This window comes from Nocardia sp. NBC_00416 (genome assembly GCF_036032445.1).
Classification (GTDB): Bacteria; Actinomycetota; Actinomycetes; order Mycobacteriales; family Mycobacteriaceae; genus Nocardia.
Window position 1 is genome coordinate 926967 of record NZ_CP107932.1, and the last position, 24597, is coordinate 951563.

The 24597-nt window shown below is 65.4% G+C and carries 21 protein-coding genes; 16 read left to right on the forward strand and 5 right to left on the reverse strand.

Annotated features, from left to right (window positions below; genetic code table 11):
* Positions 1–231 precede the first annotated feature (231 nt).
* A complete protein-coding gene (locus OG804_RS04175) occupies positions 232–1635 on the reverse strand; it encodes an MFS transporter (RefSeq protein WP_328394040.1) in 1404 nt (467 codons plus the stop codon).
* Positions 1636–1917: 282 nt separating this feature from the next.
* Here OG804_RS04175 and OG804_RS04180 point away from each other — a divergent pair, with 282 nt between their 5' ends.
* From OG804_RS04180 to OG804_RS04220, 9 genes are read left to right on the forward strand one after another with little or no spacing between them, the layout of a single operon-like run.
* A complete protein-coding gene (locus OG804_RS04180; protein WP_328394042.1) occupies positions 1918–4128 on the forward strand; it encodes a CaiB/BaiF CoA-transferase family protein in 2211 nt (736 codons plus the stop codon).
* A gap of 2 nt (positions 4129–4130) precedes the next feature.
* On the forward strand, positions 4131–5315 hold the full coding sequence (locus tag OG804_RS04185; protein WP_328394044.1) for a thiolase family protein: 1185 nt from the start codon (positions 4131–4133) through the stop codon (positions 5313–5315).
* Positions 5312–5746: a Zn-ribbon domain-containing OB-fold protein gene (locus tag OG804_RS04190; protein WP_328394046.1), complete on the forward strand. Its 435-nt coding sequence runs from the start codon at positions 5312–5314 to the stop codon at positions 5744–5746. The genes OG804_RS04185 and OG804_RS04190 overlap by 4 nt, the downstream gene beginning before the upstream one ends.
* A gap of 26 nt (positions 5747–5772) precedes the next feature.
* Entirely contained in the window at positions 5773–6588 is an 816-nt protein-coding gene (locus OG804_RS04195; RefSeq protein WP_328394047.1) for an SDR family NAD(P)-dependent oxidoreductase, read from the forward strand.
* 38 nt (positions 6589–6626) lie between these two features.
* Positions 6627–8084, forward strand: a complete 1458-nt coding sequence (locus tag OG804_RS04200; RefSeq protein WP_328394048.1) for an aldehyde dehydrogenase family protein — start codon at positions 6627–6629, stop codon at positions 8082–8084.
* A gap of 31 nt (positions 8085–8115) precedes the next feature.
* Positions 8116–9678, forward strand: a complete 1563-nt coding sequence (locus tag OG804_RS04205; RefSeq protein WP_328394049.1) for a class I adenylate-forming enzyme family protein — start codon at positions 8116–8118, stop codon at positions 9676–9678.
* 24 nt (positions 9679–9702) lie between these two features.
* Positions 9703–10491: an enoyl-CoA hydratase-related protein gene (locus OG804_RS04210; RefSeq protein WP_328394051.1), complete on the forward strand. Its 789-nt coding sequence runs from the start codon at positions 9703–9705 to the stop codon at positions 10489–10491.
* On the forward strand, positions 10488–11624 hold the full coding sequence (locus OG804_RS04215; protein WP_328394053.1) for a 2-hydroxyacid dehydrogenase: 1137 nt from the start codon (positions 10488–10490) through the stop codon (positions 11622–11624). Before OG804_RS04210 ends, OG804_RS04215 begins: the two co-directional genes overlap by 4 nt.
* Complete coding sequence (locus OG804_RS04220; protein ID WP_328394055.1) at positions 11621–12889, forward strand: acetyl-CoA hydrolase/transferase family protein; 1269 nt, start codon at positions 11621–11623, stop codon at positions 12887–12889. Before OG804_RS04215 ends, OG804_RS04220 begins: the two co-directional genes overlap by 4 nt.
* 14 nt (positions 12890–12903) lie before the next feature.
* On the opposite strand, the gene OG804_RS04225 is transcribed toward OG804_RS04220, so the two are convergent.
* Positions 12904–13665 carry an IclR family transcriptional regulator gene (locus OG804_RS04225; protein ID WP_328394057.1) on the reverse strand — a complete coding sequence of 254 codons (762 nt, stop codon included), beginning with the start codon at positions 13663–13665 and terminating at the stop codon, positions 12904–12906.
* Positions 13666–13960: 295 nt separating this feature from the next.
* On the opposite strand from OG804_RS04225, the gene OG804_RS04230 reads away from it, so the two are divergent.
* The 6 genes from OG804_RS04230 (at position 13961) to OG804_RS04255 (ending at position 20183) form a co-directional block, all read left to right on the forward strand.
* Entirely contained in the window at positions 13961–15079 is a 1119-nt protein-coding gene (locus tag OG804_RS04230) for a Gfo/Idh/MocA family protein (protein WP_328394059.1), read from the forward strand.
* A gap of 386 nt (positions 15080–15465) precedes the next feature.
* A complete protein-coding gene (locus tag OG804_RS04235; RefSeq protein WP_328394061.1) occupies positions 15466–16713 on the forward strand; it encodes an ABC transporter substrate-binding protein in 1248 nt (415 codons plus the stop codon).
* Positions 16710–17474, forward strand: coding sequence for an ABC transporter ATP-binding protein (locus tag OG804_RS04240; RefSeq protein ID WP_328394063.1), 765 nt, complete (start codon positions 16710–16712; stop codon positions 17472–17474). The genes OG804_RS04235 and OG804_RS04240 overlap by 4 nt, the downstream gene beginning before the upstream one ends.
* A complete protein-coding gene (locus tag OG804_RS04245) occupies positions 17471–18211 on the forward strand; it encodes an ABC transporter ATP-binding protein (protein ID WP_328394065.1) in 741 nt (246 codons plus the stop codon). Before OG804_RS04240 ends, OG804_RS04245 begins: the two co-directional genes overlap by 4 nt.
* Complete coding sequence (locus OG804_RS04250; protein ID WP_328394066.1) at positions 18208–19095, forward strand: branched-chain amino acid ABC transporter permease; 888 nt, start codon at positions 18208–18210, stop codon at positions 19093–19095. Before OG804_RS04245 ends, OG804_RS04250 begins: the two co-directional genes overlap by 4 nt.
* Entirely contained in the window at positions 19092–20183 is a 1092-nt protein-coding gene (locus OG804_RS04255) for a branched-chain amino acid ABC transporter permease (RefSeq protein ID WP_328394068.1), read from the forward strand. Before OG804_RS04250 ends, OG804_RS04255 begins: the two co-directional genes overlap by 4 nt.
* A gap of 47 nt (positions 20184–20230) precedes the next feature.
* Here the strand turns inward: OG804_RS04255 and OG804_RS04260 are convergent, their stop codons facing one another.
* On the reverse strand, positions 20231–20785 hold the full coding sequence (locus tag OG804_RS04260; RefSeq protein ID WP_328394070.1) for a nuclear transport factor 2 family protein: 555 nt from the start codon (positions 20783–20785) through the stop codon (positions 20231–20233).
* A 131-nt stretch (positions 20786–20916) separates the two neighbouring features.
* Here OG804_RS04260 and OG804_RS04265 point away from each other — a divergent pair, with 131 nt between their 5' ends.
* A complete protein-coding gene (locus OG804_RS04265; RefSeq protein ID WP_328394072.1) occupies positions 20917–22425 on the forward strand; it encodes an FAD-dependent oxidoreductase in 1509 nt (502 codons plus the stop codon).
* 27 nt (positions 22426–22452) lie between these two features.
* Here OG804_RS04265 and OG804_RS04270 read toward each other — a convergent pair whose 3' ends face one another.
* A complete protein-coding gene (locus tag OG804_RS04270; protein ID WP_328394074.1) occupies positions 22453–23607 on the reverse strand; it encodes a CaiB/BaiF CoA transferase family protein in 1155 nt (384 codons plus the stop codon).
* Positions 23607–24566 carry a hydroxymethylglutaryl-CoA lyase gene (locus tag OG804_RS04275; RefSeq protein ID WP_328394076.1) on the reverse strand — a complete coding sequence of 320 codons (960 nt, stop codon included), beginning with the start codon at positions 24564–24566 and terminating at the stop codon, positions 23607–23609. Before OG804_RS04275 ends, OG804_RS04270 begins: the two co-directional genes overlap by 1 nt.
* Positions 24567–24597 lie beyond the last annotated feature (31 nt).

The following is a 24597-nucleotide window of genomic DNA, read 5'->3' on the forward strand; positions in this document are numbered from 1 at the left end:
TCCGTGGTCGCAAAAAAAGATACTGTAATGGCAACGGTATGCGATGCCGGAAGTGTGATCCAGGCTTCTGGCACCGACTACGACGCTAGCTCGTGCCAGGTCGGTTCACGCTGGTCCCCCACTGTTTCAGCCGGACGGCCAGCACCGACGAGGTGCTGGCCGTCTGCTATGGAAAGTGCTCGATTTCGGCCTCGAATCAGACCGCCGACTCTGCGGAACAAGGGACTTCGGTCAGTGTGCGGTGGCAGTCGGTAGCGGCCCCTTCGGGATTCCTGTGGCGCCTTTCGCGGCGGATTCGGTGACCTGTTTGAAGATGAAGGCGATCACCGCGGCCGTAAGAATCGAGACGGCGAATATCGCGGCGGCGAGGGTGAAGCTGCCGGTCGATTCCTTGATGAGGCCGGTGACATGGGGTCCTAGATAGCCGCCGAAATTTCCGGTGCCGTTGATGAATGCCAGTCCGGCGGCCAGGGCGGCGCCGGTGAGGAATGTGGACGGTATCACCATGATCATGGCCATGGCGGAATACAACCCGATTCCGGCGATGCTGAATCCGACCATCGCCATCACCGGCTCGGATAAGAAGACGGCGGCTATGGTGAATCCGGCTGCCGCGGTAACCGCCGCGACGCAGAAGTGCCCGACCCGTTCCTGGGTGCGGTCGGAATGCCTCGCCCACAACAGCATCGGGCCGATCGCCAGCAGTGGGGGAATGGCGCTGATCCAGCCGACCTGGTTGTTCGTGACACCGAAGTTCTTGACGATCTGAGGGATCCAGAACTGGTATCCGTACAGGCTGAATGTGAAGCAGAGGAATACCACCGTCAGAACGGCGACCCGCCAGTTGAGGATCCCCGAGACGAACGACATGTGGCGTGGGCTTCCCTCACCGGCCTGGTCCGGAGCCTCCCTCTTCAGGGTCTCGGCCAACCACGACTTCTCGTCGTCGTCGAGGAAAGTCGCCCGAGCGGGAGAGTCGCGGACCACTCGATACCAGACGAAGCCGAGGACGACCGGTGGGATCCCGGTCATGACGAACAGCCACCGCCATCCCGAGATTCCTGCGAGACCGTCGGTCCACTCGAGGATATGGGTCAGCAGTGGGGTGAGGACCGCGGAGACGCAGATCGCGCTGAACATCATCGCCACTGCCGTGCCGCGTTGTTTCTTCGGGAACCAACACGCGGCGAAGAACAGCATCGCGGGCGAGAAGCCGGCTTCGGCGATTCCCAGTAGGAGCCGGGCCACCGACAGCGATGTCGCGCTGTGCACGAACGCGGTTCCGATCGTGACGAGTCCCCACGTGATCATGATTCGCGTGACCCATATTCGGGTGCCGACTTTGCCGAGTATGTAGTTGCTCGGGACCTCGACGACCGTATATGTCCAGAAGAAAATGCCTGCGGCCAGTCCGAACGCCGACGCGGTGATCCCGAGTTCTTCGTTCATCGTGAGGGCGGCGACCGAGATGTTGAGCCGGTCGAGATACAGAACGATGTAGCACAGTCCGACGAGCGGGAGCATGCGAATCGTTATCTTGCGGATAGTTCTCCGCTCGATATCGGTAGTGGCAGTCGATGTCACTTGGATTCCTCTTCTTTTGACGCCTGTCTTTATAGAACGGGCGAAGCGCACACCAGGCCGGATTCGAGTTGTAAGGCCGGGAACTTTTTGCTGGCGTGCGCACTGCGCACAATAGGTGCGTTGTGAGGTACATCTCACCTCGGTTGCGCGGCTTTGTCAACCATCAGATTTCCGCAGCACCCGGAGCTCACTGACCTGTGTGTTGGCCCGAGTACGGCTTCATGGAGGTTTGGGCGTGGACTGAATCGGAACATGATGGTGACATGCGCGACATTCTGTGTCAGTGTGTGTAGGGCACAGATCGTGCGCATAGCGCTCAGGAGGGCGTGTTAGGTGCAGTCCTTGTTGTATCTTCAGTTGGCCGAACCGCTGCTTGTCGTCGAGATGGGCAATCGAATCGCGGTCGGCGCCTGCGGCAGCTTGCTCGCGAATCTCGGTGCCGATGTGGTCGTGATCGAGCCCCCGGCGGCGGTGGGACGAAAGCGATTGGGCGGCAAGTGGATCGACCGGGTGACCGCCGTCGCGGGTAAGCGGGTGGTCACCGCCTCACCGGATAACGCCGCACTCATCGACGACCTGATCGCCCGGGCGGACGTTGTAGTGGTCAGTTCGGACGAGCCGGATCACCGCGCACTCACCGGTCACCACGCGATCATCTGCGATGTGACCGCCTTCGGATCGACAGGTCCGCTGTCCGGCACGGGCGGCTCGGAGCAACTCTTACAAGCCTGGTCGAGTACCGCGTGGCTGACCGGCCAGCGGACGGGTGCCCCCGTCATTTCGACCGTGGCAGCCCTGGACATGGAGGCCGCGGTGTACGCGGCGTCAGCGATTCTGGCGGCGCTGCGCTATCGGAATATCACCGGCACCCGGCAGCAGATCGAGATCGCGGTCTTCGACGTCGCGATCAATGCGCTCGCTGCGTTCCTACCGCTTCCGATGACCGGAAGTTCGGCAATTCGAAATGGGAATCGTCACGCCACCCTGTCGCCGTGGAACACCTACGAGACTGTGGACGGATGGGTCATGATCTGCGCGCCCACCGATGCCCAGTGGTCGAAGCTCTGTCGGGCGATGGGACGTCCGGCGTTGGCGACGACCGAAGAGTACGCGACCACCACGGCTCGGATGATCAATGCAGAAGGCATCGATGAGGAAGTCTCCCGCTGGACCGGCACGCTGCTGACACAGGACTGTGAAAGGAGGCTCGGCGAACTAGGGATACCGTGCGGCCCGATTGTGGCGCTCGCCGACCTGCGCGCAGAACAGAACCTGTGCCACCGCCGGATGGTGATCTCGGCATCGGATCCCGAGACCGGTGCCGACACGTTGCTGCCGGGAAACGTCTTCCGCCTCAGGGCGAGCGACGAACCGGGGGCTGCTGTTCCGGGTTCGGACAGTGATACCGAGTGGGGGCAGCCCGGATCGTCGCGTCCAGCTATCGCTACCGGCAGTGATAGGGACGACGCCCACGATTCGCGGTGCCGGAACCGGGGACCGCTGCGCGGAATCCGCGTGGTCGAGATCGGGATGAACACTGTCGGCCCGCTCACCGGCCGGCAACTCGGTGCCTTGGGCGCCACGGTCATCAAGGTCGAACCGCCGGCTGGTGATTCCAACCGGACGAACGCACCTCTCGACGCGCACGGGCAGTCCTACATCTTTGCCATCAGCAATACGGACAAAACAGGCGTCGTGCTCGACTTGCGTGACGACGACGACCGGGCACATCTCATGTCCCTGGTCGCCGAGGCCGATGTGTTGATCGAGAACCTCAAACCGGGATCGCTGGACCGGCTCGGATTCGGCTCCGCGCAACTGGAGGCCAGGTTTCCCCGACTGATCTACTGCTCGATGAACGGATTCGGCCACGATTCCGCATATCCCGGCAGGCCGGCACTGGACACTGTGGTCCAGGCGATGTCCGGCGTCTTGGACGCCAACACTGTCGCCGGGTCGTCTCCGGTCAAACTGGGAGTCTCGCTCTCGGATCAGCTCGGCGGGCAGTTCGGCCTCGCGGCCGTCCTCGCCGCGCTACTGATACGTGACCGAACCGGGCGCGGGCGGGCGATCGATATCGCGATGCAGGACGCCACAGCGTGGGCGACGTACACACTGTGGAACTCGGTGCCGGGCGCTGCGCTCGCGGCCCGGGTGATCAGAGCCGCCGACGGTTATGTCGCTATTGATACCGGCGCATCGGACGAAGTCGGTGCCGTAGTTGCGTCGATCGACGGCATCGCCGATCTCACCCGCGACCAAATCGTCGAGATGTTGCCCCCGGACTCGGCGGCCCCCGTGCTCACCCTCGACGAGGTGATCGTCCACGACCACACGCGAGCACGAGGCCTGCTGATCGACCGTGACAGCTGCGACGGCAACACCTGGACCGTACTCGAAACTCCCATGCGCTTTTCTCACACGCCGGCCGCCGTGAGATCGACGATGCCCGCATTGGGCTACCGAAACGAGGAGATCAAATCGGCGATCGCCGATACCGCGAACACTTTCGATTCGATCGATACGAACAAGTTGGGGATATAGCTGTGCCGAATGAAGTGCGACTACAAGACCTTCGGTCCGCGGCGGCGATCGTCGGTATCGGTGAGACCGCCTACCGTGACGACTACGCCCTGGTGCGAGCCGGGACTCCGCGCACCGACGCATACGGATATGCGGCCGCTGCCCTTCGGGGCGCGCTCGACGACGCGGGGCTGCGAACATCGGATATCGACGGCCTCATCGCCGGACCTGCGCTGGCAAGTGAACGTCTCGGCGAGGTACTCGGGATCAACCCCAGGTGGGCCGACCAGGCGGACGCGGCGAATGCCGTCGCCAAAGCAGCTCAGGTGATCCACGCCGGTCTGGCCGAGACGGTGGCGCTGGTGTACGGAAATGACCAGCGGGCGGTGGGAACCCGATACGGGGGCCCCGGTGCTATGGGAACAGAACGCCACCTCGCGTATTCGTATTTCGCACCGTGGGGCCTGACGTCGCAGGGCGCGCTCTACGCACTCATGGCCAACCGCTATATGGCCGAGACCGGACTGACAGGTGAGCAACTGGGAGCATTCGTCGCGTCGCAACGCGCGTTCGCGCAGATGAACCCCAACGCGATCATGACCAAGCCCCTGTCCGTCGACGACTACCTGCAGAGCCGCGAGATCTGCACACCGTTGCGGCTGTTCGACTACTGCCTGATCAACGACGGTGGTGTCGCGCTGATCGTCACCTCCGCGGAGAGGGCGTCGGACTTCCCGGCCCCGCCGGTGTACATCAACGCGCTGGCAAGAAGTGATATGAACTCCGGCGCGACGACCCTGGAACCCAGGTTGCTGCACTACTACCACCCCGCGCACCGCGAGGCCGCTCGACAGGCGTACGCGATGGCCGACCTGGGTCCGGGCGATATCGACTCCGTGCAGATCTACGACTCTTTCAGCATCCACATCCCGGTGGCGCTCGAAGGTTTCGGCTTCTGCGACGAGGGCGCGGCCGGCCTGCTCGCCGAGTCCGGAGCAACCGCACCGGGCGGTTCGCTCCCGGTCAACACCTCCGGGGGACATCTATCGGAGAGCTACATGCAGGGCTGGAATCACCAGGTCGAGGCTGTTCGGCAGGTCCGCGGACAAGCCGGGACCCGGCAGGTCCCGAATACCCGCAATGTGCAGTACATATCGGATGTCGCGGGGAAAGTCATGACCATTATCTATGGGAAAGAACCACGATGACACCACAGCACGGTCGGCCGGAACCTGCACGGGGAATGTACGAGGACGAGTTCTGGAATTTCGTCCAGAAATCGGACCTGCGCTTGCAGCGAGCGGCCTCCGGCAGGCTCCGCTATCCGCCGGCGGCGGTAGATCCCGAAACTCTCGACCCGGAATACGAATGGATACCCATTCAGGGAACGGGGAAGCTGATCGCCTGGACCGTCTTTCACCGGCAGTACTTTCCAGAGTTCCCCACGCCGTACACCGTCGGAGCGGTGCAGATCGACGAAGGTCCGATTCTGTACGCCAACATCATCGGGGTCGCGCCGAAGCAGAACCTGTACCACGGAATGCCGATGACCGTCACCTATGAGCCCACCGCGTCGGCCGGGCGCGAATGGACCATTTTCCAGTGGCGGCCGACGTCCTCCGTAGAGACCGAACCATGAACACAGAACAGAAAGGGGCACACGTAATGACAATCGATCAGAGCGTTGCCAACAACGTGGCCGAACCCTCGCTCCGCGGACGCGATTTCAGCGTCCGGGACAGGGTGGTAATCGTCACCGGCGGCGGACAGGGCATCGGCCGCGAATACGCCCGGCAACTCGCCGCGGCGGGGGCGATACCGATCATCGCCGAACTCGATGCGGAATCGGGACCGAGTGTCGTCGCCGAAATCGAGTCGGCCGGCGGACGGGCACAAGCTGTCCAGGTGGACATCTCGGATCCCGGAGATGTGGAGAGGCTGATCGAGACCACCGTCGCGGAGTTCGGGCGAGTGGACGGACTCGTCAACAATGCGGCGATCTTCTCGAGTCTCGATATGAAGCCCTTCGAAGAGATTCCGCTCGCCGAATGGCGGCGAGTTCTCGAGGTGAACGTCACCGGGGCCTTCTTGTGTGCCCGTGCGGTGTCCAAGCATATGCGCAGCGCGGGCTGGGGCCGGATCATCAATATCGGGTCGGGGGCCGTACCGCTGGGCGTGCCGAACTACCTGCACTACGTCACGTCGAAGTCTGCCATGGTCGGCATGACCTATTCGCTGGCCAAGGAGCTCGGAACGTCGGGTATCACCGTCAACCTGGTGCAACCCGGCGGCACCTTCCATGAAGTTCCACGCAAGACCCTGTCCGAAGAAGCCAAGGCACGCCAGATCGCGGCCCAATGCATCGGCCGCGGCGAGGTCCCGGCCGACCTGTCCGGACTTGTTCTTTTCCTGTGCAGTCCCGCGGCCGAATTCATCACCGGGCAGACACTCGTCTGCGACGGCGGCCTCACACACGGCTGATCCAGCATCCAGAAGAACCCACGATTGGAGATATATCCGTGACCACTATCGCGGCCCCTCGATTCACACTCACGATCGCCGGCAATGGGGTTCCCTCCCACACCGGTGAAACCTTCACCCGGATCAGTCCTTTCGACGGCACCGTGGTGGGGGAGTACGCCAATGCGGACGCGGTCGACGCGGAGAGCGCGATCGACGCCGCCCGAGTCGCGTTCGACAGCGGTGCTTGGCCGACCACCCCGGCACGCACCCGGTATGACGTCCTGACCGCGATCGCTCGCCTCATCAGGGAGAACAAAGACGAGTTCGCTGAGCGAATGGTGTCCGAATCCGGGAAACCGCTCTCGACCGCGCTCGGTGAAATCGGCGGCGCCGCTAATACCTTCGAGTACTACGCGGGCGCGGCACTGGCCAGTGAGGGCTCGGCGATCTCCGAACGTCGCCCGAATGCACTGGGTCTGGTTCTCCGGGAGCCGGTCGGTGTCGCGGCGTTCATCCCGGCATGGAACTTTCCCCTGCTCGGGGTGGTGAACAAGCTGGCGCCCGCGCTGGCGGCGGGATGCACCGTTGTCGTCAAACCCTCGCATATGTGCTCTGGTCCGACCGTCCTGCTGGCGAAGTACCTCGCCGATGCCGGGCTCCCGGCCGGTGTCTTCAACGTGGTGACCTCCGACCGTGATCGCGGAGCGGTGGTGGGGCAGGTGCTCGCCGCGTCGACAAAGGTGGACAAGGTCGCCTTCACCGGCTCGACCAGCAGCGGACAAGCGGTCATGCGTGCGGCAGCCGAGAACACCAAACGGGTCTCACTCGAGCTCGGCGGCAAGTCGGCCAACATCGTCTTCGCCGATGCGGATCTCGAAAAAGCGGCCGCGACAGCGGTCGCGGCCTTCTGCTACAACAGCGGCCAGCAGTGTTCGGCGGGCAGTCGCCTGCTCGTGCAGCGAAGCATCTACACCGAGTTCCTGGACATGGTCGTGTCCCGGGTGGACGACCAAGTGGTCGGAGATCCGTCCGAGCCCGCGACCACCATGGGCCCGCTCATCAGTCCCGAGCAGTTCGCTCGGGTCACCGAGTACATCGCGATCGGGAGTCGAGAGGGCCGGCGTGCGACCGGTGAGAGCGACGCGAACCCGGCGAACAATCTGCTGCGGCCGACGATCTTCGAAGTAGCGAACTCGACTCGATTGGCCCAGGAGGAGGTGTTCGGCCCTGTCCTCGCGGTGATCCCGTTCGAAGACGAGGCCGATGCGATCCGCATCGCCAACGACACCAGGTACGGTCTCGCCGGCGGCGTGTGGACGACCGATATCAACCGTGCGTTCCGGGTGATCAAAGCGATCCGGACCGGCAAGATGTTCGTGAACTGCTACAACTCGTCCGGTCTGGACGATATGCCGCACGGCGGATACAAGGACAGCGGATTCGGCCGCGAGTTCGGCGAGGCCGGACTCGAGGAGTTCCTCGAACTGAAGACCGTTCAGGTGCTTCTCTCGTGATCGGCGCGCAACCGGTGATTCGGCGGCCGTCGTGAGTATCGCGCGGTGGCTCGCGAGCAGCGCCGCCCGGACTCCCGCTGCTCCGGCGCTGTACCGGGGCGATCAGCTCTTCGCCGACTACGAGGATTTCGCGCTCCGTGTCGCCTCGGCCGCCGGTCGACTCCGGGACCGCGGAGTCGGACCCGGCGACAGAGTCGCGCTGTACCTGCGCAACGACATCGAATACGTCATCGCCATGTGGAGTGTGTGGTGGGTGGGCGCCGCTGTCGTACCGCTGAACGCGAAGCTCCATTACGGCGAGGTCGTGGCAGTTCTGGAGGACGCGGAGCCCGCCGCACTCCTGACCGACGATCGGGGCGCATCGCTGTTCACGGAGGCTGTCGGCTCGATGGCGCACCGCGACAGCCGGGTGCGCTGTCCGATCGTCGATGTGTACGGCGGATTCGTGGATATCGACCCGACATCGGGGACCGGGGGGCCGGCCGACCGGCGCGACGACGACCTGGCATGGCTCTTCTACACGTCCGGGACGACGGGCACCCCGAAGGGGGTGATGCTCGATCACTCCCATCTGGTGGCGATGTCGATGAACTACATGACCGACGTCGATCACGTCGACAGTGCGGACACCGCCGTGTACGCCGCCCCGCTGTCCCACGGGGCGGGGCTGTACTGCCCCGTCCACGTCCGGCGGGGCGCCCGGCACTGCGTTCCCGCCTCGCGGGGATTCGACGCGGGTGAGATTCTCGACCTCGCCCGCGAGCTGGGTTCGGTCAGCTTCTTCGCCGCTCCGACAATGGTGCGGCGGCTGACCGCCGAAGCTCGTCGCTATCCGGACCGGGACCCGGCGGCGGGAATCAAGACCATCGTCTACGGCGGGGGCCCGATGTACCTGGCGGATATCGAGGCGGCGATGGCCGTGTTCGGCAACCGGTTCGTACAGATCTACGGCCAGGGCGAATCGCCGATGACGATCACGACACTGTCGCGTGCGGACCACCTGGCCGACAGCGGTGGCGACAAGCTGACGACTGTGGGTTCGGCGAGCTCCGCTGTCGATGTTCGTGTCGTCGATGAACTCGGCGCACCGCAACCGACGGGCACGGTCGGTGAGATCGTCGTAGCCGGAGCGACAGTGATGCGCGGGTACTGGCGAAACGACGAGGCCACAACGAACGCGGTGCGGGGCGGCTGGCTCCGGACCGGAGACCGGGGCTATTTCGATGGGGCCGGCTACCTCACACTGGCGGGCCGCTCGAAAGAAGTGATCGTCTCCGGTGGCACCAACATCTACCCGCGTGAGGTGGAGGACGTACTCGTCGCTCACCCGGGCGTGGCCGAGGCGGCCGTCATCGGCATCGAGGATCGTGAATGGGGCGAGCGAGTAGCAGCGTTGGTCGTCCTCGAGCTCGGTGCGCTCGTCGATGCCGCCGACCTCGACAGCCACTGTGTCGGCAGCCTCGCCCGATTCAAGCGTCCCAGGCGCTACCTCTTCGTCGATGACCTCCCGAAGAACGCCTACGGCAAGGTCGCGCGCCTGGAGCTCCCGGAGATCTTCCGCTCTGCGGTACAAGCGGCCATCGCGGACGTTTGACACAACTATCACGAAGGAGCAGTCATGATTTATGAGGACATCCTCTACAGCGAGGACGATCACGTCGCCACGATCACGTTCAATCGCCCGCAGCGGCTCAATGCTTTTCGTGGGCAGACGTATGCCGAGGTCGCCGATGCGACGCTGCGTGCGGGATGGAATCGCGATATCGGTGTCATCGTGTTGACCGGGGCCGGCAACAGGGCTTTCGGAGTCGGCGGCGACAAGTACGAGAAGAAGTCCGATCGCGTCGGATCGGGACGCGGAATCCTCGGGGTGGCGGTCGAGGATCTGCAATCGGCCATTCGCGACGTTCCCAAACCTGTCATCGCCAAGGTTCGGGGCTATTCGATCGGCAGCAGCAACGTACTGGTGACGCTCTGCGACCTTGCAATCGCGTCCGACAATGCGATCTTCGGTCAAGCGGGACCGAAAATGGGTTCGGTAGACCCTGGCTGGGGCACTGCCCTGCTGGCGAGAGTCGTAGGGGAGAAGAAGGCCAGGGAGATGTGGTACCTCTGCCGCCAGTATTCGGCCGAGGAGGCACTCGCGATGGGGTTGGTCAACGCTGTGGTCCCCGACGCCCAGCTCGACGAGGTGGTCGCCACCTGGTGCGAAGAAATCCTGGCGAAGAGCCCCACCGCGCTCGCCATCGCCAAGAGATCCTTCAATGCGGACTCCGAGCAGATCCGCGGCATCGGGAACCTCGCGTTCCAGGCCCTGGCCCTCTACTTCGGCTCCGAGGAATCCAAGGAGGGCGGAAACGCTTTGCGGGAGGGGCGTACGCCCGACTTCCGGAAATTCTCGGCGTGACGACCGGAGCCCGCGGTCATATGACCGTGTCGATACTGGACAACGATCACGTGTTGAATTTGGTCGCCGCGATCCTCGAAGGACCGGCAACCGAGACGGAATCGACCCTGCGTGCGTTCTTCGCTCCGGAGCAGGTCGAGGTCGACGACCTGTATCGGCTCGGGTCCGGGCTGGGGCCGGCGCGCGTCATCGGTCCCCCGTCCGGATACGGGTCGATCGGCACCGGGTCGGAAGAAACGACGGCCATCGTGATGCGCCGCGGGCGACTGTCCACCGCGGATCTCGCGGCGATGCCGCACCTGAAACTGATCCAGCGGCTGGGCAGCGGCCGTGACATCGTCGACCTCGAGGCCGCGGCAGCCAGAGGTATCGAGGTGGTGTTCGTGCCGCGTCCCAGCCTCGATTGGACGGCCGAACACGCAATCCTGCTGATGCTGGCGCTGAGGAAGAATCTGATCCTCGGCGATCGGATAGTGCGCCGTGGCGAACTCGGTGTGCGTTCGACCGTGCCGGCTCGCCGCGGCGACAATATCGCCGCGCCTACCGAGGCGGCGTACAACTGGGCGGGGATGGCCGGTCTGTCGGGGCTATCCGGCCAGACCCTCGGAATCGTGGGTATGGGCGAGGTCGGGCGCCGCGTCGCGGACCGTGCCCGCGCGTTCGGAATGACGGTCATCTATACGAGCAGATCACCCGTCACCTCCGCCACCGGCGGAGGTGACGCGCTCCAACAAGTCGAGATGCCGGAGCTGCTGGCCAGATCCGACATCGTGAGCCTTCATGTCCCGGGAACAGCTGAGAATCGTGGTCTGGTGGACGCGGCGTTTCTGAAGTCGATGCGGTCGAATGCGCTACTCATCAATACGAGCCGGGGATCGCTGATCGATGAGGATGCACTCTATTCGGCGCTTCGGTCCGGACAGATCGCCGGCGCGGGGCTCGATGTCCACGCCACGGAGCCTCGATCACAGCCCGATCGGTTCGCGAAACTCGAATCGACGGTCATGACCCCGCACGTCGCAGCGGGGTCCAGAACAACCGTGGTGTCCGAGATCGCAGCCATATTCGATGGCTTGCGCCGCCATGGCCGGGCACTGGCGGCGCAGACGAAAACCCGAAGGGATGATCGATGACAGGTGAGGAAATTCGAGCGGCGGACATCGATTTCACCAGATACGTGCGACCAGGGGATACGGTCGCGTGGACGCAGGGTGCCGGCGAACCGATCGCACTGATCGAGAGGCTGCTCGGCCAGCGCCACGAGATCGGACCGTTCCGGATCCTGATCGGCGCCAGCTACAGCGGAGTCGTACGGCCGGAGCATGCCGACGTCTGTACTTTCATCGGCTTCGGGGCGGTGGGCAGCACGAGGTCACTGGTGCAGTCCGCGGATCTGGACGTCATCCCGGTCCACCTCTCGGATGTGCCGGTGTTCCTTTCCGACGGAACGATCCCGGTCGATGTGTTGCTCCTTCAGGTCAGCGAGGGAGCGGCCGGGGAGCCGCTGAGTCTCGGCGCGGTGAACGGCTATGTGCACGAGGCCCTCGGCCGCGCCAGAGTAGCGATCGCCGAGGTGAACGCCAACGCGCCCTGGACCCATGCGCGCGAACACATCGATCGATCGGTGTTCGACGTGGTGACGCACTCGGATCGCGCGCTGGTCGAGTCACGGTCGGCGGAACCCTCGGCCCTCGATATGGCGATCGCCGAGAACATTGTTTCGCTCATTCCGAACGGATCCGTCCTCCAACTGGGAATCGGTGCGGTACCCACCGCTGTCGCAGCGTGTTTACGCTCGCACCAACGGCTGGGGATTCACTCCGGAGTCATCGGTGATCCGGTGGTCGACTTGATCGAGACCGGCGCGGTGGACAATTCGACGAAGACGATCGATCGCGGCATCACTGTCACCGGCGGACTGGTGGGCACCGCACCGTTGTATCGCTTCGCCCATCGCAACCCGAGTATCCGAGTCGACGCCGTCACCTACACGCATGCGCAGTCGACGCTGGCCGGCCTGGACGGATTCATCGCGATCAACTCCGCGATCGAAGTGGACCTGACCGGCCAGGTCGGGTCGGAGGTCGCTGGAACGCGCTATGTCGGAACCATCGGGGGACAGGTGGACTTCGTTCGTGGGGCACTCGCGAGCAAAGGAGGGCGGTCTGTCATCGGACTGCCGTCGAGGACACTCGGCAAAGGGTATTCCCGCATCGTCCCTCTCGTGGAATCCGGTGTCGTCACGGTGGGACGTGCGGACGCCGATGTCGTGGTGACCGAGTTCGGCGTCGCGCACTTGCGCGGACGCGGGATACGCGGCCGCATAGAACAAATGATTTCGATCGCCCATCCCGACGATCGGGAACGACTGGCGATGAGTGTGAGAAGCGCGGTCTGAAGCCGATGCGCCCGCTATCGCAGCATTCGCCCGATAGCGAGCGCATTTCGACGGAGTTTGTGCGCCAGTCGCGAATCCGGGGTCAGTTGGTCACCGAGATCGACACCGGAGACGCCGAGCGAAGCGACCGGTGTGCCATCGGCAGACTGAATCGCCGCCGCGATGCCGTCGACGCCGACAATGGCTTCGCCGTGCGAAATGCCGACGCCTCCCGACCGGCGTACTTCGTCGAGGATGGGGCGGAGTTCGTCGACGGCATCCGGTCCGACTGTCTCGACGACTTTCTGATCGCTGTAGTGCGCCAGAATACTTCGCCCGGTGGCTGTTGCGGCGAGTGGAAAGCTGTCACCTGAACTGAGGACGATGTCCAGTGGCGTGGTAGGAGTCCAGATCCGTTCGATCACCGCAGATACCGCGCCGACGGGTATGGACAGCGATACCGTCCAGGGCGAGCCCGCGATGTCATGGGACTGCATTTCGAGCATGTAGGGCAGCGCGATTCGTCGAACCCGCATCGAGTCGACGTAACTGTTGGCCAGTAACACGGCTTCGGGACCGAGACCGTACGCACCGGACTCTTCCACGACCATTGCCGAGCGGCTGAGGGTCTTGAGGAGTCGGTGGGCGACCGTGCGGTCGATACCGGTCTGTTCACTCAAATCCAGGACTGTCCGCGTGCCGCGGTGCCCCTGCAGTGCCTGCAGCAGCATCATCGCACGATCAACGGCCTGGACCGTTGATCTGCGGGTCGAATCATCTGTGGTGTGCGTGGCCATTTGTCTCCCCTGTAGGCTGTATTCGGCACACTACGTGCGCAGTGCGCACACTGTCAAACACAAAGGATTCTCGTTGCCGCTGACGGATCACAGGCATTACTCCTCCGGCTGCCTGAAACGGGGCCAGGGTCGCTCTCGGGCGATGTCGCTGCCCGGTCGCTGGAGAACTGTGTCGTTCCCCGGCTCGATCGGAGCGAGAGCCGGTCGATTCAGCGGGTCGAGCAGGCCGCCGTGGCAGTCGGCGCAACAGTATGGATCCAGCACGACCGAGAACAGCATCGAAAGGTAATACGCAGTGGAAACACGTTCCGATAAGAGAACATACCGAGTCGCCCTGGTCGGTGTGTCCGAAGGACACTGGAGCAGCATTGCCCACCTGCCTGCCCTCGCTCATTCCGATCGACTGGAGCTCGCTGTCCTGGTCACGTCCAACGCGGCGAGCGCCGCAGCAGCGCAGGAGCGCTGGGGGATTCGATCGACCGCCGACCTCACCGAGGTTCTTGCCGACCCCGGCATCGATCTCGTCGCCATCACCGTCCGCGTGACAAAACATGTCGAGCTGGTACTCGCCGCGCTCGCCGCCGGCAAGAGTGTGTACTGCGAGTGGCCTCTTGCCCCGAGTCTCGACGACGCGAAGCGCCTACACGCCGCCGCCGCTGCGCATCCCGGGCAATTGCTGATCGCGGGGCTACAGGGACGATTCAGTCCGACACTGGCGGCGGCACGGACCTATCTCTCAGATCGCAGACTGGGGACTCTGGTGGGCGCCCGGGTTCGGGTGTTCGTGTCGCTGGGCCTGCTGCCGAGGCCGCAACATCGGGCGCATCTACGGCATCGGCGAACCGGCGCGAACGTGCTGACCATTCAGGCCGCACATGCGATCGACATGTTGAGCCAGCTGATCGGTCAGCCAACTGTCCTGCACGCCCGCATCTGGTCGGCGGTCCCCGAGTTCACCATCGCCGAGACCGGCGAGCGGGTATCCCGTGATGCCCCTGACAACGTGCTCGTCGAACTCGACTACGGCGGAACAGTGGTGAGCGTGCACGCCTCGCAGACCAGTGCTCGCTCGATCGGCGAGATCGAGCTGATGGGGACGGAGGCGACGCTACGTATGTCGACTACTGGGCAGCCGGAGTCGGCTGCCATGGACTTGGAGTTCCATGATCTGCGCTCAGGAAATGCCGAATTCCACACTGCTGAAGATCTCGCGGCGAAATATGAGAGCAGTCTCGCTGTGACTGCCCCGGCATTCACTCTGAATCTCGCCTACGCGGCAGTTGCCGAGGCTCTCGATAGCACCAGCGGCAACCTGGCTGCGGACCTCGGTCTCCTGGCAGACGTCAGGGCAGCGGTCCAATTGCAGGCATTGATCGCCGACATCGAGTCCCGAGCCGGGTTGAACGCCTCGTAGGCGGCCGGAGAGGTTGACGACATGGGAAGCGACCGGCAACTCCCAGGTCACCGCACCTGATCCATCCGGTTCCTTGCGCAAGACTATGGGGTCCGGCCACTGGATCGGCGTCGATAACCCGTTCCGGCAGCAGCTTTCGCAGGGCGATGATGCCGCACCCGGCCAATGCTGTGATCGCCCGGATCTCAGGGTATTACGGACCGGCGATGGAGCGGATGCGCCGCGAGCCCGCCGGAAACGGCCGCGCCGGTTTCGGGGAGGCCGTGGGCCCGGCGACATAGCGCACCCGCGGGTGAGGCTGATCACCCCTTCGAGGTGATGTCGAGCAGAGTGGCGTGGGACACAGTCGGTGCACACCGTTCGGTACGGATGAGGGAGAAGCACCGATGAAACGCCTGCGAATACGGTCGAGGATGATCAGGAATTGCGGGACGGCCGTGGCCGCCGCCGCATTGCTCGCGGGGAGTCTCACCTCCTGCGCCGTCGACGGAACCGCGGCCGACGACGGGGTCGTCCACGTGGGGCTGCTGTCCGAGTACACCGGGCCGCTGGCACTGTACGGCCCGGCGTGGGAGAGCGGCTTCCGGGCGGGACTGGAACACCTCACCGGGGGAACCTACGAAGTCGCCGGCGCCAAAATAGAGATAAAGGTCAAAGACACCGCCGGAGATCCGGCCACCGGCCAGACCGCCGCGCGGGAACTGATCGGCGCGGGCGCGGACGCGATCGTCGGTACCGCGAGTTCGTCGGTGGCGATCTCGGTCGCCCGTACCGCGGTGGACAACGATGTCTTGTTCATTGCCGGGGCGGCGTCCACACCCGCGCTGAATGCCATGGGACCGGGCATATTCCGCACCTCGCTGGACGTCCGCACTGTCAACAACGCGGTGCTGAAGGCCGTCGAGCGCAGCGGCGGACATCGGATCGCCTATGTGGGACAGGATTACGACTACGGCCGGAATCAGGCCGATGAGCTGACCGCGCAGGCCGAGACGGCCGGGCTGAGCGTGCAACGATTCCTGTTCCCGACCTCGACCCACGATTTCACCGGCGGAGTGGCCAAGATCCTGTCGTCGGGCGTCGACACGATCTATGTGGGGTGGACCGGCGAGGGTCTGGCCCAGCTGTTCCAGGCTCTGGCCGCGCAGGGCGCATTCGCCGCGAATTCGCCGGTCCGGGTGTCCTCGCTCGCGCCGCAACCGCAGGAATACGCGACGGTGGCCGGCGCGGTCGGGGACGAGGCGCTGGCGAACTTGGCGCTCGTCTCGATCTACGCCGAGAAGACCACCGGCACACCCGCCGAGCAGGTCATCGCCGACTATGCCGCCGGCCGGGACGGGGGCGCCCCGGTCGGGGCGCAGCAGGCCTACGGGTACATGGGTGCCCTGGCCCTGGTGCGGGCCATCGAAGGCGCCGGGCCGCAATTGGAGCCGAAGAAAGTGCACGAAGCCCTGGCGGGCGCCGAATTCGAAGGCGTACAGGGTCCGGTGGCGATCCGCCGGGAAGATCATCTGGTCGAGGCGCCGATGTTCGAGTATCGGCTGGTGAAAGCAGACGGCGGTTATCGCCTGGCGAAGGTGAACGAGCTCGATTTCGCCGAGATCGCGCCCCCGGTGGCCGAGGCCCTGCCGTGAGCGGCAGTGGGACAGCGGCGCTGGAGGCCGCGGAGGTGGGCCTGGTGATCGATGGGGTGCGCATCCTCGACGGAGTGACGCTGGCGGTACCGCCCGGGGAACTGCTGGCGGTGATCGGACCCAACGGCGCCGGCAAGACGAGTGTGATCAATGTGCTCAGCGGTGCGTTGGCGCCGACCTCGGGGACGGTGCGGATCGGGTCGGTCGATGTCACCGGCTGGGCACCGCATCGTCGAGCCCGGGCCGGGCTGGGGCGCACCTTCCAGACCTCGAGCCTGTTCGTGAATCGGACGGTGCACGAGAATCTTCGGCTGGCGGCGGTCGCGAGCCGGCTGACCTGGCGGACTGTATTACGTCCGGCGCGGCCCTCGGCCGCGCTGGCCCGCGCCGTCGCCGAGCAATTGGCACTGGTCGGATTGGCCGATCGCGCCGAGGATCCGGCCGGCAGTCTGTCGCACGGTGATCGGCGCAAACTGGAGATGGCGATGGTGCTCATCCAGCGGCCCGAGGTGATCCTGCTCGACGAGCCGATGGCCGGTGTCAATTCCGAGGATATCGCCGGCCTGGTGGAATTGATCAGAACGGTCCACCGGGAGCAACAGGTGACCATTGTGATGGTCGAACACCACCTGCATGTGGTGCTGGAACTGGCCGAGCGTATCGCCGTGATGCACGAGGGCGCCCTGCTGGCGATCGACACCCCGGAACGCATCGTCGCCGACGACACCGTGCAGGCCGCCTATGTCGGGGAGCCGTTGTGACGACCGACCGGCAACAACCCGTTCTCGAACTCCGCGACGTCCACGCGTGGATCGGCCAGTCCTCGATCCTGCGGGGGATCGACCTGCGGGTGCCGGCGAACGCGGTCACAGTTCTGCTGGGGCGCAACGGAGTCGGGAAGACTTCGACCCTGCGTGCGATCCTCGGGCTCCTCGACCGGGCCGGCGATATCCGTTTGGCGGGACACGATATCGGCGCCATGGCGACGCACCGGATCGCTCGTTGCGGTATCGGCTACATCCCCGAGGACCGCGATGTGTTCCACGGTCTGACCGTCGCCGAGAATCTGCGGTTGGCCGAGCGCCCGGGCGTGACACCCGATTACGACCGGGTGTACGAGCTGTTCCCGGAAATGAAGACCCGGGCCCGGCAGTTGGCCGGCAGCTTGTCCGGCGGCCAGCAGCAGATGGTGTCGGTATCGCGTGCGCTGCTCAACGACAACAAACTGCTGCTCATCGATGAACCCACAAAAGGGCTGTCCCCGCGGCTGGTCACCGAATTCGTGACCGCGCTGGAGTCCGCGGTCCGGGACACCGCCGTGCTGCTGGTGGAACAGAACCTGGCGGCCGCGCGCCGCCTCGCCGACCACGTCGTGGTCATCGATCAAGGGAAGGTGATCGCCGCCGGACCGGCCGCGCAGATGTTCGCCGACGACACCCGGATCCGCCGCATGATCGGCGTGGGCGCCGCCCCGCAACCCGAGGAGAACCGGACGTGAACGACCTGATCCTGATCTCCGTGTCGGCCCTGGGACTGGCGTCGCTGTATTTCGTCCTGGCGTCGGGACTGTCTCTCATCTTCGGTTTGATGCGGGTGCTGAGTTTCGCGCACGGCTGTTTCCTGACCGTCAGCGCGTATGCGGCGTGGGTGGTGATGCAGGCGATCGGCACGGCGTCGACCGCCGGTCTGTTCGTGGGCGCCGTGGCGGCGACGGCTACCGGTGCGGTAATCGCGTTGATCACCGAACTGCTGGTCATCCGCCCCCTCGCAGGCCGGGAATTGGAGCAGCTGCTGGCCACTGTGGGAATAAGCATTGCCACGGTGGCATTGCTGTCCGGGATATGGGGATCGGACCAGCATTTGCTGGAGGTACCCGAATGGTTGCGCAGCACCACCGCCGTGCTGGGCGCCGAGATCCCGAATGTGCGCCTGGTGCTGATCGCGGCGGCCGTCCTGGTGCTGATCGCCATCGAACTCTTGCTCTCGCGCACTCGCTACGGGCTCATAATCCGGGCCGGCGTGGAGAACCGGGAGATGGTGACGGCGCTCGGAATCGATGTGCGGCGCTCGTTCACTCTGGTGTTCACCCTCGGCGGGGTGCTGGCAGGTCTGGGTGGTGCGCTGACGGCCGTGTTCTACCGGGGTGTGACCCCGTATCTGGGTGACGACCTGCTGATCTTCGCCTTCATCGTCCTGATCGTCGGTGGCCTGGGGTCGATCAGGGGCGCGGCGATCGCCGCGGTGGGTCTGGCGATGGCGCAGTCGCTGACCGATTTCTATGTCGACATGGGAGCCGGTGAAATCGTGATCGTGGCGCTGATGCTGCTCACCCTCCTCATCAGGCCCCAGGGCATCCTCGGGCAGAAAGGGCGGCTGGTATGAGCGGTTCTCGTAGATTCATCGGTTTGCTGCTGGTGGCGGTCGCCGTGGTGGTGGCGCTGCTGGTCCCGGTCCTGAACCTGACCCTCGGCGGGTTGCTACCCGGTCCGTTGAACAGTCCGGGCAGTCTCAACCTGCTGGCATTGATGCTGCTGGCGGGGGCCACCGCGATCAGCCTCGACCTGGTGTTCGGCTATACCGGACTGCTGTCACTCGGCCACGGTGTCCACTTCGGGGTGGGCTGCTATTCGGCGGTGCTGTTCGCGAACACCGCCTCGATCGGGTTCGGCGCGGGGGTGCTGCTGGCCATGCTGACCACCCTGGTAATCGCCTTCGTCGGCAATGCCTGTGCGTTGAAACTGACCGGATTCGGCTTCGCCATGGCCAGTCTCGCATTGGTGCAGTTGCTGGCGATCTTCGTGGAACGCGGCTATTGGGGATCGGGCGGAGAGGTCGGCCTCACCTACGATTCCGGTGTTCTGCCCGGCAATTTCACGGGCCTGGCGAATTCCCGGAACATCTACTGGCTGGCGGCCGGCACGCTCATGCTTATCTATGTGCTCGCCCGTCTGGCCGTGGCCACCGAGGCCGGGAGTGTCTGGCAGGCGATCCGGGACAATCCGCTGCGCGCCCAGGTGCTGGGTGTTCCGGTGTACGGCTACCGTCTCGCCGCGGCCACCTTCGGTTCTTTTCTGGCCGGAGTATGCGGTATCGCCTATTCCGTGGTGATGAGCGGGGCGAATCCGGGTGTGGTGGCCCTGACCTATTCGCTGGGATTGATTCTGATGGTGGTGCTCGGTGGCCGGGGACTGCTGTGGGGAGCCATGCTCGGCGGCCTGTTGTACACCTACCTGGATCTGCGGCTCGCCGCCCTGTCGACGCTTTCCGGTGTCGAGGATCTGCCGGGGGTGCTGCGGATTCCGCTCACCCAACCCCAGTTCATCCTCGGAGCGGTGTTCGTGCTGGTGATTCTCTTCCTGCCCGGCGGACTGGCGTCGGCGCTGTCCCGGCGTGGCGGATCGAAGAACGGGCCGGGCAGCGGACGCACCGCCGTCCTGGTGAACCGGTTGCGCAAGGCGCCGTCGCCATGATCCCCCCGCCGGCACCGTCCACTCGTGGACGGTGCCGGCGGTGTTCATCAGCTGTGGCGGGACAGTCGGCGGGACGGATCCGCCGCACCGACCGCCGGGGCCAGGCCGCCCAGGCGTTGCGACAGTACCGGGTCCTCCTGGCCGTACAGGTCGGTCCGGGACCAGTCGACGACACAGGCCCGGCGGGCTATACGCCATTCGCCGTCCCGGCATTCGAAGCGGTCGAAATAGCGGGCGCCGGCGAACCGGACACAGGATTCACCGTCGGCCGGGCGGAGCGTCCGCGAGGTGTGGGGGCCGACCGGATGGAATACGAGGACATAGGATTCGACATCCGCGATACCCCGCGCGCAGTCGATGTCGTAGTGGACGTTGGTCATATGATGCTGACTGAATTCCGGAGTCGCACCGAAACCTTCGATGGCGCGTTCGGCGAAATCCGCCGGGGAAGTATCGATGTCCGAATAACTTCGCACATCCACGGCATCGGGGAAATAGGCGGATTGCAGGAGTTCCGCGTCTCGCCGGTCGATTCCACGGACGTAGCGCATCAAGACCTCGTGGATCTCCAGCCGTGCGCTGATCTCTTCGATATTCAACATTTAGTGGACCACCTGTCGATGAGGCTCGCATGGCAGAAATGCCGTGCCGGAACAGTATGTATCCCGAATATGCTGAGCCGCAATATTATTAGAAATATTTATTCACAGAAATTTCGACGGAGGAATGTACGGTGACCGCACAAGAGAAAAACCCGGGCGCCGAGCCGGATATGCCGGATGGTGAAATGAGCATCGATGTGCTCGTACTGGGCTCCGGCATCGCCGGGGGATGTGCGGCGCTCGCCGCACGGGAAGCCGGGGCGCAGGTCCTGGTCGTGGAGCCGGCGGAAACACCGGGTGGACATTCCCGGCTCTCCACCGGCCTGGTCATGGCGTCCGGCTCGGCCCTGCACACCGCCGCCGGGGTGACAGATTCGCCGGACAGCTTCCTGCGCGACTACCTCAATGTGGTCCGCCAGGGCGTCGCGCCCGGCCCGGTCCGCAGCTATGTGGACAACAGCGGCGCCACCGTCGACTGGCTCGTACAGCACGGTGTGCGCTTCCATCCGCGGCCTGTGCACGGCGGCAATGCGACAGTACCGCGGGCCCTGGTGGCCGAGGGGTTCGGCGCCGGCATGATGTCGGCATTGTGGACGGCTGCGCGGCGGGCCGGTGTGGATATCGCGTTACGGCACCGGGCCCTGCGCCTGCTGCGCGCCGGTGATCGGGTGGTCGGCGCTCTGGTGCAGACCCCCGCCGGGGAACAGCAGGTGCACGCTCGGGCAGTGGTACTCGCCACCGGCGGGTTCGGCGCGAACCCCGAACTGCTCACCGAGCACTATCCGGCCTCGAACGCCGTGGGCGACTGGCTGTGGAATATCGGGCATGAGCACAATCGCGGCGACGGGCTGGTCATGGCCCGCGAGATCGGGGCCCCCGCGGTGGGACACGACCGGGGGCTGCGAGTGCTGCACGCCGATTTCGTCCGCACCCTCGAGGCCACCATCCCCGGATGGGTGGTGCTGGTGGACGGGGACGGCCGCCGCTTCGTGGACGAAACTTCCCAGTACGGCATGGTCGCCCACCGTACGGGCGCGGTGGGCGAGCGGGCGTGGGCAGTACTCGACGCGCGCGCGCTGGACCGGCCGGTCGACGACCGCACTACCGATTATCTCCAGGAGATTCCCGGAATCGCGCAGCGGCGCAGCGTCAACTTCGCCCCGGCGGTCCTACGCGAGCACTGCGCGGCGGGTCGTATCCCGACGGCCGATACGCTCACCGAACTGGCCGCCGCGGTGGGGTTGCCGGCCGCTCAGCTGGTGGCCACCATCGGGCAGTACAACGAGGGGGCACAGGCCGGCCGGGACAGATTCGGTAAGAGAGCCGACTGTCTCCGGGCCGTCGACACTGCGCCGTACCTGGCCGTCGAGGTGCGCCCGGCCTCCCTGGTATACACCGCCTACGGCCCACAGATCGACGAAAATGCCTGCCTGCTGGACGAACTCGGCGGCCCGGTGCCCGGGCTGTTCGCGGCCGGCGAGGTCACCGGCGGTGTCCTCGGTGACCTGTACGTCGGCAGCGGTTCCGGCCTGGGCACGGCCGGAACGCTCGGTCGGACGGCCGGCGAGTCGGCTGCCGCCTATGCCGCCTATGCCGCCTATGCCGCCTCGGCACCGGGGACCGCACCGAATCCGTCCTAGCGTTCGAGTGGGGATCCGCGGGGCAGGTCACCAGGTGCGGTGTACGCCGAAATCGGCGAGGATCTTCCCGGTGTCCGCGCCCAGCGGGACCCCGGTGTGCCGGATACTCCCCGGGGTGCGGGAGAACTTCGGAACCACATTCGGCATCGGGATGGGATCCGGATAGTCGGCGGCCGGGAGGCGCTGCACCATCTCGCGCGCCTGGTATTGCTCGTCGGCCACGATATCGGCCGGAGTGTAGATGCGGCCCCGCGGAATTCCGTGTTCGTCTAGTGCCGCCTCGATCTCGGCGGCGGGCCGCCCGGCCGTCCATGCACCGATGAGGTCGTCCAGCTCGGCCAGATGGCTCCCGCGGGACCGATGGTCGGCGAATCGGGGGTCCTCGGCCAATTCGGGACAGCCCATCGCCGCGCAGAGCCGGGTGAAGAGGCTGTCCCCATTGGCCGCGATCAGGATCTCCACGCCGTCGGCGGCGGGGTAGACATTCGACGGCGCCACGCCCGGCAGGGTGCTACCGGTCCGCGAACGCGTCACCCCGCCTACTTCCCAATCGGCCAGCAGTGATTCGGTCAGGGCGAACACACTTTCGTAGAGGGCGATATCGATCTCTTGGCCCCGACCGCTGCGATGCCGTTCGTGTAGCGCGGCCAGCACCCCGTTCACCGCGAACAGGGCCGCGGTGGAGTCGCCCAGACTGACGCCGTAACGCACCGGCGGCCGATCCGGATAGCCGGCGAGCGCGCGCAACCCACCCATTGCCTCGGCGACGCTGCCGAAACCGCGTGCGGCGGCCCGGGGGCCGTCCTGGCCGAATCCCGAGACATGTGCCATGACCAGGCCGGGATTGCCGGCGCTGAGCGTCGCGTAATCCAGACCCCAGGAGGCGATCCGCCCGGGTGCGAAATTCTCGACCACGACATCGGCGCCCGCGATGATCGACACCGCGGCGGTCCGCTGATCGGGATCATGGAAATCCAGTACCACCGATTCCTTGTTGCGGGCGATAGCGGGCCACCACAGACTCCGCCCATTCTGTTCCACTCCCCAGTGCCGCATCGGGTCACCGGCCGGTGGCTCGATCTTGATGATCCGCGCGCCCAGATCACCGAGTAGTTGGCCGGCGAACGGGCCGGCGATGAAACCGCCCAGCTCGACAACGACGATTCCGTCCAGCGGTCCCATTACATCTCCTTGTGTGTGCTGTCGACAGGCCGGGCCGGATCGAGCGGTACGGCGGCGCCGCCGGCGCGATACAGCGAACTCGGCAGCGGATGGCCGATCACCCGTTCGGCGACCGCGGCCGCCGCGAGGACCCGATCCGGATCCACATCGGTGACCACACCGCACCCGTCGAGTAGATAGACCAGCTCCTCGGTGGCGATATTGCCGCTCGCTCCCGGCGCGAAGGGGCAGCCGCCCAGACCACCCACCGACGCGTCCAGGGAGGTGACTCCGGCCTGGACGGCTGCGAGCGCGTTGGCGATACCTGTTCCCCGGGTGTTGTGGAAATGGGCGCCGACATCGATATCCGGACTCGCTCGGCGCACCGCGTCCACCAACTCCCAGACTCGCCGCGGAGTGGTGGTGCCGATCGTATCGCCGAGGCAGATCGCGTCGGCGCCGTGCCGGATCGCGGCGGCGGTGACAGCGACCACCCGCTCCTCCGGGGTCGGTCCGGCGAACGGACAGTCCCAGGCCGTACCCACGATGACCTCCAGACTCCCGTCCGCCGCGTGGACGAGATGGGCGATCTCGGCGACCAGTCCGGACGAATCCGCGGTGCCGCGACCCACATTGGCGCGGCTGTGCAGATCCGAGGCCGAGATGACGTACTCCAGATGCCGCACGCCCGCGGCCAGCGCCCGCTGTGCCCCCCGCACACTCGCCACCAGCGCAGACCATCTGATCTCGGGCCATCGGCCCAGAACGGCCGCCACGTCGGCGGCATCGGCGAGTGCGGGTACTGCGCGCGGGGAGACGAAACTCGTCGCCTCCACCCGTCGGACACCGGTGGCCGCGATCGCCTCGATCAGCTCGAGTTTGTGCCCGAGCGCGATCGGTTCCTCGATCTGCAATCCGTCGCGCGGACCTACCTCGCGGATGCTGACCCGGGCGGGTAGCACTGGCGCGAATACCGGCATCGGTACCTCCTCAGGCGGATGTGATCGCTCC

Excerpts from the sequence above, each read along its gene's own strand:
- OG804_RS04190 (WP_328394046.1), top strand. The coding sequence starts at position 5,312 with ATGACACCACAGCACGGTCGGCCGGAACCTGCACGGGGAATGTACGAG.
- OG804_RS04275 (WP_328394076.1), bottom strand. The coding sequence starts at position 24,566 with ATGCCGGTATTCGCGCCAGTGCTACCCGCCCGGGTCAGCATCCGCGAG.
- OG804_RS04260 (WP_328394070.1), bottom strand. The coding sequence starts at position 20,785 with ATGTTGAATATCGAAGAGATCAGCGCACGGCTGGAGATCCACGAGGTC.
- OG804_RS04270 (WP_328394074.1), bottom strand. The coding sequence starts at position 23,607 with ATGGGACCGCTGGACGGAATCGTCGTTGTCGAGCTGGGCGGTTTCATC.
- OG804_RS04235 (WP_328394061.1), top strand. The coding sequence starts at position 15,466 with ATGAAACGCCTGCGAATACGGTCGAGGATGATCAGGAATTGCGGGACG.
- OG804_RS04225 (WP_328394057.1), bottom strand. The coding sequence starts at position 13,665 with ATGGCCACGCACACCACAGATGATTCGACCCGCAGATCAACGGTCCAG.
- OG804_RS04195 (WP_328394047.1), top strand. The coding sequence starts at position 5,773 with ATGACAATCGATCAGAGCGTTGCCAACAACGTGGCCGAACCCTCGCTC.
- OG804_RS04255 (WP_328394068.1), top strand. The coding sequence starts at position 19,092 with ATGAGCGGTTCTCGTAGATTCATCGGTTTGCTGCTGGTGGCGGTCGCC.
- OG804_RS04210 (WP_328394051.1), top strand. The coding sequence starts at position 9,703 with ATGATTTATGAGGACATCCTCTACAGCGAGGACGATCACGTCGCCACG.
- OG804_RS04220 (WP_328394055.1), top strand. The coding sequence starts at position 11,621 with ATGACAGGTGAGGAAATTCGAGCGGCGGACATCGATTTCACCAGATAC.